The sequence below is a fragment of the Mangrovicoccus ximenensis genome (assembly GCF_003056725.1).
In the GTDB taxonomy this organism is placed as follows: Bacteria; Pseudomonadota; Alphaproteobacteria; order Rhodobacterales; family Rhodobacteraceae; genus Mangrovicoccus; species Mangrovicoccus ximenensis.
The window spans coordinates 186,950-200,826 of sequence record NZ_QBKZ01000002.1; the positions used below are offsets into that span (position 1 = coordinate 186,950).

12 protein-coding genes, 1 tRNA gene and 2 pseudogenes are annotated in these 13,877 nt (G+C 67.0%); 6 read left to right on the forward strand and 9 right to left on the reverse strand.

Annotation, left to right across the window (positions count from 1 at the left end):
* Positions 1-316 precede the first annotated feature (316 nt).
* Together C7T91_RS07315 and C7T91_RS07320 are read left to right on the forward strand one after the other, a co-directional pair.
* The gene (locus C7T91_RS07315) at positions 317-2,245 is read left to right on the forward strand and encodes an ATP-binding cassette domain-containing protein (RefSeq protein WP_161555785.1); all 1,929 of its coding nucleotides are present in this window, start codon (positions 317-319) and stop codon (positions 2,243-2,245) included.
* A 23-nt stretch (positions 2,246-2,268) separates the two neighbouring features.
* Complete coding sequence (locus C7T91_RS07320) at positions 2,269-4,194, forward strand: glycoside hydrolase family 3 N-terminal domain-containing protein (protein WP_108258685.1); 1,926 nt, start codon at positions 2,269-2,271, stop codon at positions 4,192-4,194.
* Here C7T91_RS07320 and C7T91_RS07325 read toward each other — a convergent pair.
* The gene (locus C7T91_RS07325) at positions 4,144-6,222 is read right to left on the reverse strand and encodes a DUF2254 domain-containing protein (RefSeq protein ID WP_161555786.1); all 2,079 of its coding nucleotides are present in this window, start codon (positions 6,220-6,222) and stop codon (positions 4,144-4,146) included. The genes C7T91_RS07320 and C7T91_RS07325 overlap by 51 nt on opposite strands.
* Positions 6,223-6,372: 150 nt before the next feature.
* Here C7T91_RS07325 and C7T91_RS07330 point away from each other — a divergent pair, with 150 nt between their 5' ends.
* A complete protein-coding gene (locus tag C7T91_RS07330) occupies positions 6,373-7,263 on the forward strand; it encodes an SPFH domain-containing protein (RefSeq protein WP_108258687.1) in 891 nt (296 codons plus the stop codon).
* A complete protein-coding gene (locus C7T91_RS07335; RefSeq protein ID WP_108258688.1) occupies positions 7,263-7,559 on the forward strand; it encodes an NfeD family protein in 297 nt (98 codons plus the stop codon). The genes C7T91_RS07330 and C7T91_RS07335 overlap by 1 nt, the downstream gene beginning before the upstream one ends.
* On the opposite strand, the gene C7T91_RS39170 is transcribed toward C7T91_RS07335, so the two are convergent.
* The 6 genes from C7T91_RS39170 to C7T91_RS39175 all read right to left on the reverse strand — a co-directional run bounded on the left by C7T91_RS39170 (position 7,534) and on the right by C7T91_RS39175 (position 12,575).
* The gene (locus C7T91_RS39170; RefSeq protein WP_108258689.1) at positions 7,534-7,995 is read right to left on the reverse strand and encodes an uS7 family ribosomal protein; all 462 of its coding nucleotides are present in this window, start codon (positions 7,993-7,995) and stop codon (positions 7,534-7,536) included. The two genes, C7T91_RS07335 and C7T91_RS39170, sit on opposite strands and share 26 nt — an antisense overlap.
* Positions 7,996-9,310: 1,315 nt before the next feature.
* A complete protein-coding gene (locus tag C7T91_RS32320) occupies positions 9,311-10,261 on the reverse strand; it encodes a Bcr/CflA family efflux MFS transporter (protein WP_201742015.1) in 951 nt (316 codons plus the stop codon).
* A gap of 8 nt (positions 10,262-10,269) precedes the next feature.
* On the reverse strand, positions 10,270-11,007 hold the full coding sequence (locus C7T91_RS07350) for an SDR family oxidoreductase (protein WP_108258690.1): 738 nt from the start codon (positions 11,005-11,007) through the stop codon (positions 10,270-10,272).
* A 213-nt stretch (positions 11,008-11,220) separates the two neighbouring features.
* Complete coding sequence (gene tnpA, locus C7T91_RS07355) at positions 11,221-11,619, reverse strand: IS66-like element accessory protein TnpA (protein ID WP_269100369.1); 399 nt, start codon at positions 11,617-11,619, stop codon at positions 11,221-11,223.
* Positions 11,616-12,149, reverse strand: coding sequence for a hypothetical protein (locus C7T91_RS07360; protein ID WP_108258691.1), 534 nt, complete (start codon positions 12,147-12,149; stop codon positions 11,616-11,618). The genes tnpA and C7T91_RS07360 overlap by 4 nt, the downstream gene beginning before the upstream one ends.
* A gap of 174 nt (positions 12,150-12,323) precedes the next feature.
* The gene (locus C7T91_RS39175) at positions 12,324-12,575 is read right to left on the reverse strand and encodes an excisionase family DNA-binding protein (protein ID WP_108258692.1); all 252 of its coding nucleotides are present in this window, start codon (positions 12,573-12,575) and stop codon (positions 12,324-12,326) included.
* Between the two features lie 112 nt (positions 12,576-12,687).
* Between C7T91_RS39175 and C7T91_RS07370 the strand changes: the two genes are divergently transcribed.
* A tRNA-Asp gene (locus tag C7T91_RS07370) sits at positions 12,688-12,764 on the forward strand.
* Here C7T91_RS07370 and C7T91_RS39180 read toward each other — a convergent pair.
* Positions 12,749-12,874 (reverse strand): annotated as a pseudogene (locus C7T91_RS39180) (tyrosine--tRNA ligase); the annotation flags it as partial. The gene C7T91_RS07370 and the pseudogene C7T91_RS39180 sit on opposite strands and share 16 nt — an antisense overlap.
* Positions 12,875-12,916: 42 nt before the next feature.
* Here C7T91_RS39180 and C7T91_RS35000 point away from each other — a divergent pair.
* Positions 12,917-13,144 (forward strand): annotated as a pseudogene (locus C7T91_RS35000) (anhydro-N-acetylmuramic acid kinase); the annotation flags it as partial.
* Here C7T91_RS35000 and C7T91_RS39185 read toward each other — a convergent pair.
* A complete protein-coding gene (locus tag C7T91_RS39185; RefSeq protein ID WP_407943273.1) occupies positions 13,054-13,536 on the reverse strand; it encodes a transposase in 483 nt (160 codons plus the stop codon). The pseudogene C7T91_RS35000 and the gene C7T91_RS39185 sit on opposite strands and share 91 nt — an antisense overlap.
* Positions 13,537-13,877 lie beyond the last annotated feature (341 nt).

Consider the following 13,877-nt stretch of genomic DNA (forward strand, 5'->3'; position numbering starts at 1 on the left):
CCAAACGCGCAACGGCAGGAAAAGGTTCCCGCCGAATCTGTGCGGGCTGCGGCAAAACCCTTCGCTGACGTTAATCGTGATCCGGAAAACCGCTATATGAGCCTGTAAAATTCATCAATAATTGGACATTCGGCGAAAATCCGCCTACAAGGAAAGGGCTCTTGAAGACCTCACCAATGATCGGGGCGCGGGCGAAATCAGGAATTCAGGCGAGTTGCACGTAACGTCACAGACAGCCAGGACCTGCCGCTAGGCAGATTGTTAACCTGTGTCAACAAGCATGCTCTTCCCTGAGTTCCGCGAATGGGGAACGGGCATGAAGAAGTTCACAAGTTTCTGGGGCCTGATAACGGCCTACTGGGTGTCGGAGCGCTGGCGCGAAGCCTGGCTGCTGACCATTGCGATTTTCGCGCTTACGACGCTGCTGAGCAAGGCCAGCGTCTGGACCGCCACGGCCAGCGCCGACTTCATTGCCTCCCTGGCGGGCTTCCACCGGAACCTGAATACCGGCGAGGATGCGGCCGGCATCCTGTTCGCCGCCGCATTCGCCTTCGTCGCGATCTTCCTCGGCAAGTCCGCCGGCGTCGCCGCCCGCCACCTGATGTCCAGCCACCTGCACCGCAAGGCGCGGTCCTGGATGGTCGGCCGCTTCGACTCCGCCGTGCTGGCCGACCAGCGCATTGCGCTCGACCTCAGCTCCGACAAGGGCGGCGACGCCGGAAAGCAGCGCCTGCCCGACGCGATCGACCAGCGCATCGACGAATGCTCGATCGGCCTCTATGGCGGGGTGATCGGGCTGGCGATGGGACTTTGGGGCGCGATCGCCTCGATCTGGTTCGTCTCGCAGGCGCTCCTCGAACGCAGCCAGGCCGTCGCCTTCCTCGACAGCTGGGCCGCCTCGGCGCGCGACGGGCTGACCGCCATGGGCCTGCCCGGGCTGGCGCAGGCCATCGTGATCGAGCCCGGAATCCACGGCACGGCGATCCTGTCGGGCCTCCTGGTGCTGACCTATGTGCCGACCGTCACGGCCATCGCCTGGATGATCGGCAAGGTGATCGAGACCCTGACCGTCGCGCGCCAGCGCCATGACGGCGCCTGGCGCGGCGAATGGAACGCGATGCTGAACCGCGTGACCAAGCTCGCCGCCTCCAAGGGCCAGCGGGTGCAGCGCGACGTCAACGGCCGGCTCTATGCCGATATCGACCGCACCTGGGGCCGCCAGAACCGCTGGTCGGCGGGGATGCTGCTGTTCACCGACAGCTACAACTTCCTCAGCTCGCGGCTCTTCGCCTATCTCCCGGCGCTGCCGGCCTACATGTCGGGGCAGATGAGCTTCCGCACCTTCGCGGCCAGCTCCGAGCTGACCGCCGCGCTGATCTCGGACACCTCGTGGTTCATCAACGTGATGCCCGCGATCGCCAACCTGCGCGCCAATGCCGACCGCCTGACCGAGCTCGCCCGCGCGGTGGCACGCGTGCAGGACCGCGAGACCTTCTACCGCGAGACCGGCGTCAACGAGTTCCGCCAGAAGACCCACGAGACCGGCCCGGTGCTGAAACTGACCGGCCTGGCGCTGAACCACCGCGGCCATGGCAGCGACGCCTTCGTCTCGGTGCCGCGGCTGGAACTGTGGAAAGGCGACTGGATCTATTTCCACGGCCGCAACGGCTGCGGGAAGAGCTCGCTGCTGAAGGCCGTGGCCGGGCTCTGGCCATACGGCACCGGCACGGTCAGCCGCCGCGACGACAGCCGGCTGTTCTTCGCCGGCCAGGAGCCCGACCTGCCCGACCGTTTGACGCTCAAGGCGCTGGCCACCTACCCTGCCCGCGAGACCGCGTTCGACGACATCCGCGTGGCGCATGTGCTGAACCGGGTCGGGCTCGGCCAGTTCATCGGCGCAATGGCAGAGGAGCTGCATGACGGGCAGCTGTGGCGGAACGTGTTCTCCGGCGGGCAGAAGCAGCGGCTGGTCCTGGCGCGCATCCTGCTGCACAAGCCCGAGATCCTGCTTCTGGACGAGGCGACCTCGGCGATGGACATGGTAGCGACCGCCGAGTTCCACATGACGATCCGCGAGGAACTTCCCGGGACTTCGGTGCTTGCCGTCCTGCATGGCAAGGAAGTGCCGCATGATCCGGACGGGCTGCCCTTCTACAACGCAGTGCTTGGAATCCGGAACGGAATCGGCATGGTCCGTCCTGTCGGCAAGGGCAATCTGGGGGTCGCGCAGCTCGTCGCGGAGTGACCCCGTAGCAAGGGGGTCCATACGTGACCACGCAAGACGATCCGCAGGGCCTGCTGGCCCGGATGACGCTGGCCGAGAAGATCGGCCAGCTCAACCTCCTCGCCGCCGGCGAGGGCCTGACCACCGGGGCCGAGACCTCTACGCCCCTGGCGCGCCGGCTCGATGCCGGCGAGGTGGGCGCCATCTTCGGCACCAAATCCCGCGCAAGCACCCGCGCCATGCAGGAACGCGCCATCGCCGGGTCGCGCTTGGGCATCCCGCTGTTCTTCGCCGAGGACGTGATCCACGGCCACCGCACGATCTTTCCGCTGAACATCGCCCAGGCCTGTTCCTGGGACATGGAGCTGATCCGCGCCTGCGCCGCCTTCTCCGCCGAGGAGGCGTCGAGCGAGGGGCTGCACCAGGTCTATGCGCCGATGATCGACATCAGCCGCGATCCGCGCTGGGGCCGGGTTGCCGAAAGCCCGGGCGAGGATCCGCACCTGGCCTCCTGCATCGCCGAGGCGGTGACCCGCGGGCTGCAGGAGAACAATGGCGGCCGGGTCTCGGCCTGCCTCAAGCATTTCGTCGCCTATGGCGCCACCCAGTCGGGCCGCGACTACGACAACGCGACCATGGCCTGGGAGGACCTGCTCGACATCTACCTGCCTCCCTTCGTGGCGGGGGTGAAGGCCGGGGCCGAAGGCGTCATGGCCTCGTTCAACGCGGTCAACAAGATGCCGATGCATGCCCATGAGCCGCTGATCGAGGGCTGGCTGCGGGGCACGGCCGGGTTCGACGGGCTGGTGGTCTCGGACTACACGGGCGTCAAGGAGCTGACCGCGCACGGGGTCGGCACGCCGGAAATGGTGGTGGCCCGCGCACTCCATGCCGGGATCGACATGGACATGGTCGGCGAGGATTACCTGCGCCACCTGCCCCGGCTTGCCGAAGAAGGGCTCGATGCACCCGAGATCGGCCTGTCGATTTCCGCCGCGGCGATCCGCGGCCTGATCGACCGGGCCTGCCTCCGGGTGCTGAGGTTCAAGGCGCAGCAGGGCCTCTTCGAGGACCCCTACAAGGGCATGGATCCGCTGGCGCCGAGCCCGAACCGCGCCGCGGGCCGCGCGCTGGCGCGCAAGGCCGCCGCCGTGACCGGCAGCCCCGGCGCGGGGCTCGGCATCGCCTATGGCTCGGCCGGATCGGCGCGCGGCGTGTTCCTCGGCCATACCCGCGAGGAAGAGAGCGCCGCCGACCGCTCCGGCATGCGCTTCATGGCGCGCGCCGGGATCGACCCGCATGCCATGGCCGAGGTGATGGCGCTCTTCGCCGGGCAGGAAGACATGTCGCCGGTGCGCCAGGACCCCTACCTGCGGTCCCACCCGCTGTCGCGCGACCGGATCCGCGCGATCGAGAGCTATGCCGAGGTTCTGGGGCCGCAGACCTCGGACCGCGCCAGCGCCGATTACTGGTTCGCGCGGCTGCAGGCCAAGCTCGGCGGCTACCTGCGCGATCCCGATTTCACCTTCGGCCGCTATCCGGCGTCCGACCGCTCGGACGCCGGCCATATCGGCCGCGCCCTGGCGCAGTACAAGATGGGCCGCGCCGAAGCCGCCTGGGCGGAACTCGACCCGGTGCTGGCGGAACGTCCCGACGACGCCTACCTGCACGAGCTCAAGGGCTGGATCGCGCTGGAATCGAACCGCATGGACGTTGCCGAGGCCTCCTACCGCCGCGCCGCGGAGCTGGCGCCGCGCGAAACCCAGGTGATGGCCGGGCTCGGCCGGGTGCTGCTGGCCGAGGACACGCCCGCCGCCAATGCCGAGGCGCTCAAGGTGCTCAATTCGCGAGAACCGCCGCCTTTCGTTCCGGTGAGCAAGCCAATCGTCATCCCGTCCTGCCCGCCTCGCTGCATGGTTTCAGATCGAACGACGGTGACAACAACCCTCCACGAGGGGGCGGGCGCGTGAATGGAGAGGTCGCGCAAATGCCGGTTGACGCGCTTCGAAACCCCGGCCCGCCGGGCCCTGCCGCCCGTTGCGATAGGCAGCAGCGTGGCCAGTGCCGAAGCTGCTGCCGGTGCCGATGGCGGGCACGAGCGCCGCCGCGATCTCGGGACCGGCGCCCGGCATCTCCGTCAGCCCCGGCTCCGCCCTGGCAAGCGCCCCGATCGTTGATCGTCTCCGGCTCCGCGGGCGTGCCGGACAGGAGCGCGCGCCTCCGATGCGGAAGGTCGCCTGGGCTCTCTGCGGTCGGCACGGCCAGGGCCTTCCGGACAAGGTGGCGCCCGGTTCCGGCCCCGATTCCGCGTTCCACCAGGAAGCCGCGGCCCGGATTGACCAGCCACGTCCGGAGCAGGGGGAAGATCGAGCGGCTCTTCCGGCTTGATCGCGGCGAAGGGCTTCGCCGATGCGTTGCGGCTTTGGGGATCGTCCCGGCGTCCCGGCTGTCCGGCCGCGGGGGATGTCATCTGCCGGATGAAACCGTGATCCGTCTTGCCGTGAATCTTCGGACAGGGCAGGATGTAGCGGCGGCATCAGCCGCGGCGCGCGCCCTTTCCCGCGACGGAAGCGCACGATGCGATCCCGCCCCATGTGGCGGTGCGGTTCGCGATGGGCCTCGCGCTGGCTGGCGAGCGAGCTGGCCAGCCGCTCTGCGCTGCAGGCAGGCTGACGGCGGGAGGGCTGAGGACCGGACATCGATCCGGGCGATCGTTTTCCCGAAGCACGCAGGCCGCGGCGAAGGAGGCCAGCTCTCGCCGCGATGAAGGAGCTCGCTTCAAAAAGTGGTGAAGTGGTGACGCCTGCCGTCGCGATCTGCCGCTCCACCGCCGCGCGGCGCGGTCCCGGCGCAAGCCTGTCCCTCAGAGCACACAGCAGGCCATGCGCATGGCGCGACACCATCGGGTCGGGCGCAACATAGGGCCGCGTGTCGGTATGCGCGGTCTCCAGCACCGTGGTGAAGCCCAGGAGCCGCTCCGGATCGCAGAGCCCCTCGGCCCCGGCCGGATCGACCGGGCCGCGCGCGGCCAGCAGGTGCAGCGCCGCATGCAGCCAGTTGAGGCAGTTCATCGCCGTCACCGGGTCGTTCACCCCGGGCGACAGCGCCCGCGCGATGATCTCGACCAGCTGCTGCGCGATGAAGAGCGGGTTCTGCGCCTCGGTCCGCCCGGTGCCGGTGGCGAAGCAGCCGCGCAGACGGTCGCGGTCGCGGTCGCCCAGCGGTTCCTCGCTGCCGACGGTCAGGACCGGCACATGCGGGCCGGCGAAGTCTCCGGGGGCGATCTCCAGCCGCAGCACCCAGCCGTTTTCCTGCGCCAGCTTGCGCAGCCCGTCGCAGTCGAGCGCCTGCAGATAGCCGGTCGCCTCCAGGGCCACCGTCTCGGTCCGTCCGGCGGGCGCCGGGGCGCTGCCGGGGCCCGCCTGGGGCAGCGCTTCGATCGTCTCCTGCAGGCGGCGGCCGAGCGCGGCCGAGACGTTTTCCAGCGAGATGATCTCGGGGATGTGGTGGACGAAGAAGATCATCACCCCGACCGAGACGAAGGCAAGTCCCAGCGACACCGTCAGCGACAGCGCGGGCAGCCAGGCGAAGCCGTTCTCGCCGTCCTGCACGCCGCGCAGCACGGTCAGCGAGAAGACGAAAGTCGAAAGCAGCACGCCGAGCGACACCTGCACGCCGCGGTCCTGCATGAAATTGCCGATCAATCTGGGGCCGAAATTCGACGAGGCGAAGCTGACCGCCACCATGGTCATCGAGAACATCACCCCGGCAGCGCCGATCGCGGCGGAGGCGATCACCCCCAGCACCGAGCGCACGGCTCCGGCATCGGTCTGGAACAGCACATGCGGCATCCAGCCGGTGACGCCCTGCCGGTCGAGCCATTCGCAGAGCACCGCGGCGCCAAGCGCCGCCAGCGCCATGGCCGAAGGGACGAACCAGTAGGAATAGCGCAGATCCAGCAGAAGCTTGCGCAGGAGGGCAGGCAGGAAATTCGTCATGGTCGCCGGTTCCGTCTTTGCCTTTGAACGTATGTCGCAGGACATGGTTCCCGTCCGGGGCGGGAATTCCGGAGCCGGCTGCGCCGCGTTCTTGTGCGGCGGCGGCGGAAAGCGCACATATTGGGGAAATGCCATCATAAGGGCTCCGCGATGGACCTGTCCCAGCTTCCCCCGCTCTCCGGCTCCGGCCTCGTCACCGTGGCGCTGGCGGTGTTCATCCTGCTCTGCCTGTTCCTCGGTGTCCGCGTGGTGCCGCAATCCGAGAAATATGTGGTCGAACGCTTCGGGCGGCTGCGCGCGGTGCTCAATCCCGGGCTGAACCTGATCATCCCCTTCCTCGACAGCGTGGCGCACAAGGTGTCGATTCTCGAACGCCAGCTGCCCCCGGCGAGCCAGGACGCGATCACCGCCGACAACGTGCTGGTGCAGGTCGAATCCAGCGTCTTCTACCGGATCACCGAACCCGAGCGGACGGTCTACCGCATCCGCGACGTCGACGGGGCGATCTCCACCACCGTCGCCGGGATCGTGCGCGCCGAGATCGGCCAGATGGAGCTGGACGAGGTTCAGGCCAACCGCGCGCGGCTGATCGCGACCATCAAGGAGTCGGTTGCGGATGCCGTCAATGACTGGGGGATCGAGGTGACGCGGGTCGAGATCCTCGATGTCGAACTCGACCGGGCGACCCGCGATGCGATGCTCCAGCAGCTCAATGCCGAGCGCGCCCGCCGCGCACAGGTCACCGAGGCCGAGGGCCGCAAGCGCGCGGTGGAGCTGCAGGCCGATGCGGAGCTTTACGCGGCCACCAAGCGGGCGGAAGCGCGGCGCGTCGAGGCCGATGCCGAGGCCTATGCGACCAAGGCGGTGGCCGAGGCGATCGCCGAGACCGGGCTGGCGGCGGCGCAGTACCAGGTGGCGCTGAAGCAGGTCGAAGCGCTGAAATCGCTGGGCGAGGGGCAGGGCCAGCAGACGGTGATCGTCCCGGCTGCGGCGCTCGAGGCTTTCGGCGATGCGTTCAAGATGCTGAAGGGGCGGCCGTGATGGCCGGGTCAGGCTGGATCTGGCTTCTGGCTGCGGTGGTCCTCGGCATCGGCGAGGTGCTGCTGCCCGGCTACATCCTCCTCGGTTTCGCCATAGGCGCGCTCGCGGTCGGCATCCTGCTGTCGGTCGGCGGGCCCTTCGCCGCTGTCCTGGCCGGTTCGGTGCCCGCGCTGGCGCTGGTTTTCGCGCTGGTCTCGCTGGTTGCCTGGCTGGGGCTGCGCCGCTGGGGCAGCGGCCGCGGCCCGCGCAGCAAGCGCTTCGACTACGACATCAACGACGACCTGCCCGAAGACTGATCCGTGCAGACGGGCCGATGGCTGGCCATCGGCGTGCCGGAGCCTGCGGAGCCGTTGCGGGCAGGGGGGGCTCGGCGGGGAAAGTTGCCGCTGCCCGTTTCGGGAACCGGCGGCCTGCCTGGCCTGCGATCCGCAAGGGAAGAGCGGCGGGTCGGGGCGCTGCCGGGATGCGGCAACGCCTGGGAGTTCCGGTCAGCCGGCCATTTCGGCGAGGATCGCCTGCGCTTCTTCCTTGTTTAGATCCTATTTCAATCGGAACTTTCCGCGTCGATCCTTTTTTATTACGTCTTGTTTTTACTCCTATATTGGGAGTTACTCTACGTATTGCTTGACGTAAAACCAATAGTGGATTNTTAACCACCATGTTAACTAATCGATTACGAAAAATTGGATCGGATTTTGCAGTTCTTTTTTCTGCAGTACCTCGACGTGACATGAGCGTGAAAGAGGTTCAAGAATCCGTTTTCTTAAACAAGGCATGGACTCCCCAGCGACCCCCGTGGACTTCTCGCCACTTCTCAGTCTGGCGCACTATAATGAATCACGCTATACAAAAGATAAAGCCGTTGCCCACGCTGGCTTGTGGTTGGCACGATAAATGTTTCACAACAGTAGCTCGCGAACCGGTCCTTAATTGTCATGAGCACAACCATCAAAACCATATGCTCACAACCCACCTTATCCAGGTTTTAATTATCAATTAATTAACATCACACGATTTACCATCGTGAGCTACCATTAAAATAACCACTATTAATAACATAAAATTATGTAATCTATAATTAACCCTTTTAGTTATCTAATGTTTCTAAGCATGGCTAAGCAAACCTATATATAGCANATGATTTTCCGAAGTTTTAATCTATTAGAAAATCGGATCTGGGTGCGCGAGGCGACGATCCCGGCCATTTCGGAGGCGGTCTTGTCGGTCGTCCAGCCGGCGATGCCCAGATCGCCCTCGCCGCCGGTGCCGCCGCCGCCGCCGACCGACTGGGCGAGGATGCCGTGGCTCAGCTGGCCATGGGTGACGACGACGCCGTCATTGGCGACCTCCACGGTGCCGCCGTCGCTGCCGTCGCCGGCCTCGCCGCCGATATCGATGGCCATCGACAGGCTGACGGTCTGCGGGCTCTCTTCGTCGCTCGGCAACGTGCAGGAATAGTTGCCGACCGAGACGAGCGCGCAGACGCCGCTCATCCCGAGGCTGTAGCTCGAGGCGGTGCCGCCGTCGCCGCCGCCGCCGCCCACCGACAGCGTCGTGATGCTGCCGGCATTCGCCACCTCCACGGTGCCCGCATCCATGCCGGTGCCGCCATCGCCGCCGATATCGACGCCGACCGTCACCGAACTGCCGATCGCCCCCGTGACGGCGCCGGTGAAGACGTTGCCGCCCGCGCCGCCATTGCCGCCGATGGACTGCGCCATGATCCCCGCGGCATGGTAGCCGCCGGTCACGATCGCGCCGGCATTGACGATCCCGGCATGGCCGGCGACCGCTCCCGAGCCGCCGCTGCCGCCGATATCGACCGTGACGTCGCCGCCGCCCTCCGTGCTGATGTTCACGTTGCCGGTATAGACATTTCCGCCGGTCCCGCCATTGCCGCCGACCGATTGCGCCATCAGCCCGCGCGATCCGTAATCCGAAGTGGTCACCGAACCGAAATTGGTGATCGCTGCCTCGCCGCCGCGGCCGCCCCCGCCGCCGCCGCCGCCGATGGTCAGGTTGACCGCGCCCGAGATCTCGCCGCCCGTCAGGCTGCCCTCGACCGAGAACCCGCCATTGCCGCCCGCGCCGCCATGGCTTTGCGCGAGGAGACGGCCGCGCCCGCGGTCCCGGCCTGCAGGCAGCGCATCGGGCCGAAGCGGGCGGCGAGCCGCGCATTCGCGAGGTTGCCGCCGGTGATCCCCAGCACGCAGGAGGCGAAGAGCAGCCCGTAGGCCTGCGGCGACACCCCGTGATGGCCGATGAAAGCGGCGGGCGTGCCCGCGACATAGCCGTACATGCCGGCATAGAACATGCCGACCACCACCGCATGGCCCATCACCATCGGGTCGCGCGCCAGCCGTCCGTAGGTGGCAAAGGCAGTTCCCAGCCGCAGCGACGGACTGCGCTCCGCGGGGCGCAGGGTTTCCGGCAGCGTGAAGAGCGCGGCAAGCGTGGCGATGCCGATCAGCGCCAGCAGCACGAAGATCGCCCGCCAGCCGAAGCTGCCCGAGACCAGAGCGCCGACGCTGGGCGCGATCACCGGCGCCACGGTCATCACCGCCATCAGCACCGACATCACCTGTGCGGCGCGGGCGCCGGAATAAAGGTCGCGGACCATGGCGCGCGACAGCACGATCGCCGCCGAGGCGCCGAGGGCCTGAAGGATGCGCCAGCCGACGATGCCGGGCACGCCTTGGGCCGCCGCGCAGCCCGCCGAGCCGAGAATGAAGAGCCCCAGCCCCGCCGCCACCGGCAGCCGCCGCCCGAACCGGTCGGCGACCGGTCCCCAGACCAGCTGTCCCAGCGACAGGCCGACGAGATAGCCGGTGATGGTGAATTCGATGGCGCCGTCTCCGGCGCCGAGCGCCCCGGCCATGGCAGGCATCGCCGGGAGGTAGAAATCGGTCGAGATCGAGGCGAAGGCCATCAGCAGGGCAAGCACCGCCCCCGCATGCCAAATGCCCGGCCGCCCCGGTCCGGTGTCCTGCGCTGCCATGGCCCCGCTCACATCTGCTGCGAGGTCGGGCGCATCAGGATCTCGTTGATGTCGACATCCTCGGGCTGGCTGACCGCATAGACCACGCCGCGGGCGAAGGCATCCGCCGGAATCGCGGCCTCGGCATAGTAATCGGCCATCGCCTTGGCGATCTCTTCGTTCCGGATCGATTGCGGCAGCTCGGTCGCGACGGCGCCGGGGCTCAGCACGGTGACGCGGCCGCCCCAGGCCTTGACCTCCTGGCGCAGCGACTCGGCGATCGCGCGCACGCCGAACTTGGTCGCGGAATAGACCGCGCCGATCGGCGTGCAGACATGGCCCGCCACCGAGGAGACGAAGATGTTCTGGCCTGCGCCTTGCGCCTGCATCACCGGCAGCACCGCGCCGAGCCCGTAGAGCACGCCCTTGAGGTTGACGTCGATGCACTGGTCCCATTCGTCATGGCGGTTCTCGGCCAGGGGCGCGAAAGGCATCAGCCCGGCATTGTGCAGCATCGCGTCGATCCGCCCGAAGCGGTCCCTGGCGGCATCGACGAAGCCCTGCAGCTCTTCGCGCTTCGTCACGTCGACGCGGAACGCCATGGCGTTGTCCGCCCCCAGCTCATCGACAAGCGCGTCGAGACGGTCCTTGCGGCGGGCGCCGAGCGCGACCTTGGCGCCGGCGCGGACCAGATGGCGCGCGGTCTCGGCACCGAGCCCCGAGCTTGCCCCGGTGATCGCCACGACCTTTTCTGCGATATTTTCCATAGCCGTATCCAGCCTTGCTGTCTGTCTTGCAGGCGGGGGCACGATGTCTGCCCCGCCCTGCCTACAGATAGGCTCATGAGGCGGGAAACTATGGCGCATCTCCTCATGAATGCCATGCGCGGCGTGGAAGACTGCGCGGCGGGAACCGCCCGCCGCGCAGGGGGTCAGGCGGGGCCGGGCTCCGCCGCCGCAGGCTCCGCCCGCCCGGCAGGATCATGTCGCGTCCCGCACGGCGGCGATCACCCGGGCGAGATGGCCGGGATCGAACGAGCCGGGCACGAGGATGCGGATGTCCTGCACCCTGATCTCGATGGCCGGGCCGATATCCTGGTCACCAGCGCCGCCGCGGTGTCCGCCATTGCCGGCGACGAGCACCGGCACCAGGCCAAGCGCATCCTCCTCGGGCATTGGCAGCAGACCGTCCCGCGCGGCGCGCCGCCAGGCATGCAGCTGCGGTGCGGAGACCCCGTTGCGCCGCGCGACGTCCGCCACCGAGACACCGTCGCGATAGGTTTCCAGCACCATCTCGGCTTTCACGTGCTCCGGCCACCGGCGGCGGCCGCTCGGNCCCCCTAAGTTACGGGCGTCATCTCGGACGTCACAACGCGTCAAGCAACGAGGGTGATGGCCGGTCGCTTACGGAAGGTCGCCACTGCCTGATCGGTCCACGGTAAGTGGGCCTGCTTCTTGTCGTCGGGCGTCGGCAAGTGCCGGACACCCTCTGCCGGGTTTTGCGACAGCCAGCCAAGATCGATCGCGTGCTCGCATAGGATGACCAGCATCTGCGGGATATAATTGGCAAAGCGGACACGGTGTGCGTTGGCCCGCTGAGCCTTGATGACATCCTGCCGCGACAGCAGCTTCACGTCCCGCTCGCCGATCTTTTCTTCAAGGTAGGTTAGAACCTTCTCATAATCTTGGCGGGTACGGGGCTTCAGCGACGTCCATCGATCTGAGACCCGGCAGTCCTTCATCAAGGCCGACCAGCTGGTCTTGGCCTGGATCCTCTTCCCGGTCAGGATCTCCCAGTATTCGAGATCGAACTCGGGAGTCCTCTCTTGCGCGGCAATCCGATGGTAGCGGCCTTGAACGCGCACATACCATCGGCCGCTTGGATGCTGCCAAAGGAACTTCTTCTTCACCAATCGACGTCCTCCAGCCCTTGCACGGCTCTGCCCGAGACAAAGGCCGAAAGCCCCTCGACGCTCCAGCGTGTCAGACCAGGAGCCAACTCTCGCCCACGAGGGACGCTGCCGTGAGCCACAAGGTTGCGGCACTCATCGATCCGAACGCTCAGTAGATGTGCCGCGCCTCTCTCAGAGACGACCAATGGGCGAAGGTTGCTCATCAGAAGCCCCCTCGTCTGTCTGATCGTTGCGAAGGGCCTGAACGGTATGTGCAGCCAAGAACTCATCGAGGGCACTCTCAGGGACAAGGAAGCGGCGCCCCACACGAACATGGCGCAAACGTCGGTCTCCGAGCAGAGACCGCACGTGCCGCACCGACAGTGACAGCCGCTCTGCGACGTGCTTCGGGGCGCTGTTGCGCAAATCAGCTGACGACCGCATCCCGGCCGTCAGGCCGGGTTTTTGCGTTTCCGGAGCCCGTGAAATTCCTTCCGATTTTCTGTGCGAAAGCGCTTGTGCCCGTCCGCGGGCGCCGCTATACGCGCCGGACAACGCGGTTGTAGCTCAGTTGGTTAGAGTACCGGCCTGTCACGCCGGGGGTCGCGGGTTCGAGCCCCGTCAACCGCGCCACTTGTCCCGGAGGTCAGCGCGTCGTCAAGCGACTGCAGGTCGGTGCAGTCCGCCATATAGCCGCGCGACTGCATGACATTGAGAAACTCGGATCGAGGAGTATAGGTCATCGGTGTCGCCCTTTTTCGGATGGGCGGGGTATAGGGGGTTCGATGGATGAGGAAAAGGCCTCTGGCGCGGTCCGCGCGCTGGGGACGATGTCGGGAACGTCGCTGGACGGGGTCGATGCGGCGGTGCTGGTGACGGACGGGGTGTCGATCAAGGGATTCGGCCCGACCGGCTACCGGGCCTATGGCGGGAACGAGGCGGCGGTGCTGCGGGCCGCGCTCGGGCGCTGGCCGGGCGAGGAGGGCGTCGCGGGGGCGGCCGATCTGATCGATTTTGACGTCGAACTTGGGCGGCACATGAGGATGACGGCGTGCGCGGACGCGTGGGCGGCGATGAACTGCAGCTTCGTGTTCATTGTTTCGCCGCCCACTGAGCGAAGCCGGTCAGGTCGCGCCACCGGTTCGAGGAACATGACCGGCGCCGAAGCTTTGCGCATCACCTCCACCTCTTCCTTCAGGCGGCGGTTCTCGCGGCGCAGCTCGGCCAGTTCCGCGGCCTCGGCTGAACCAGCGGCCGCCAGTTCGAGCCGCCAGCTTTTCAGCTGCGATGCGGACACGCCGAGCTCCCGGGCCACGCTGGTCTGGGTGGCACCGGGTTCGGAAAGGCGCGCAACGGCCTGCTCCTTGAATTCGGCGGTGAAGTGACGGCGGGGCTGTCTGCTCATCTGGGATCCCTCTCTCTGGGAGTAATTTAACTCCCAGTCCGGGACCCGGGGGCAAGGTCAACCGAACCCTCCGGCCCAACAGCGCAGACCTGGAAGCTGCCCTTCGCCAGGTCGATTGCCAGCATGCTGATCGTCGTCGTCATTGATGTGCCCTCCGTTCGGTTCCGATGGAACCATCATGGCATACGAGATGCCGTTGGATGGGGGCATCCACCGCATCAGGTCAAATCGAGCTGTGCCGTGTCTTCCGGCCGCTGTGCACGGAAACGGGGCAAAAATCTGACGGGGCCTACCGAACTGTAACCGAACCGTCAGACACGCGTTACGTTCGCCCGCCATCA

Coding starts and splice junctions, on each gene's coding strand:
- C7T91_RS39175 (WP_108258692.1), bottom strand. CDS start 12,575: ATGCGGTCGTCAGCTGATTTGCGCAACAGCGCCCCGAAGCACGTCGCA.
- C7T91_RS39185 (WP_407943273.1), bottom strand. CDS start 13,536: ATGAGCAGACAGCCCCGCCGTCACTTCACCGCCGAATTCAAGGAGCAG.
- C7T91_RS07330 (WP_108258687.1), top strand. CDS start 6,373: ATGGACCTGTCCCAGCTTCCCCCGCTCTCCGGCTCCGGCCTCGTCACC.
- C7T91_RS07325 (WP_161555786.1), bottom strand. CDS start 6,222: ATGACGAATTTCCTGCCTGCCCTCCTGCGCAAGCTTCTGCTGGATCTG.
- C7T91_RS32320 (WP_201742015.1), bottom strand. CDS start 10,261: ATGGCAGCGCAGGACACCGGACCGGGGCGGCCGGGCATTTGGCATGCG.
- C7T91_RS07335 (WP_108258688.1), top strand. CDS start 7,263: ATGGCCGGGTCAGGCTGGATCTGGCTTCTGGCTGCGGTGGTCCTCGGC.
- C7T91_RS07315 (WP_161555785.1), top strand. CDS start 317: ATGAAGAAGTTCACAAGTTTCTGGGGCCTGATAACGGCCTACTGGGTG.
- C7T91_RS07350 (WP_108258690.1), bottom strand. CDS start 11,007: ATGGAAAATATCGCAGAAAAGGTCGTGGCGATCACCGGGGCAAGCTCG.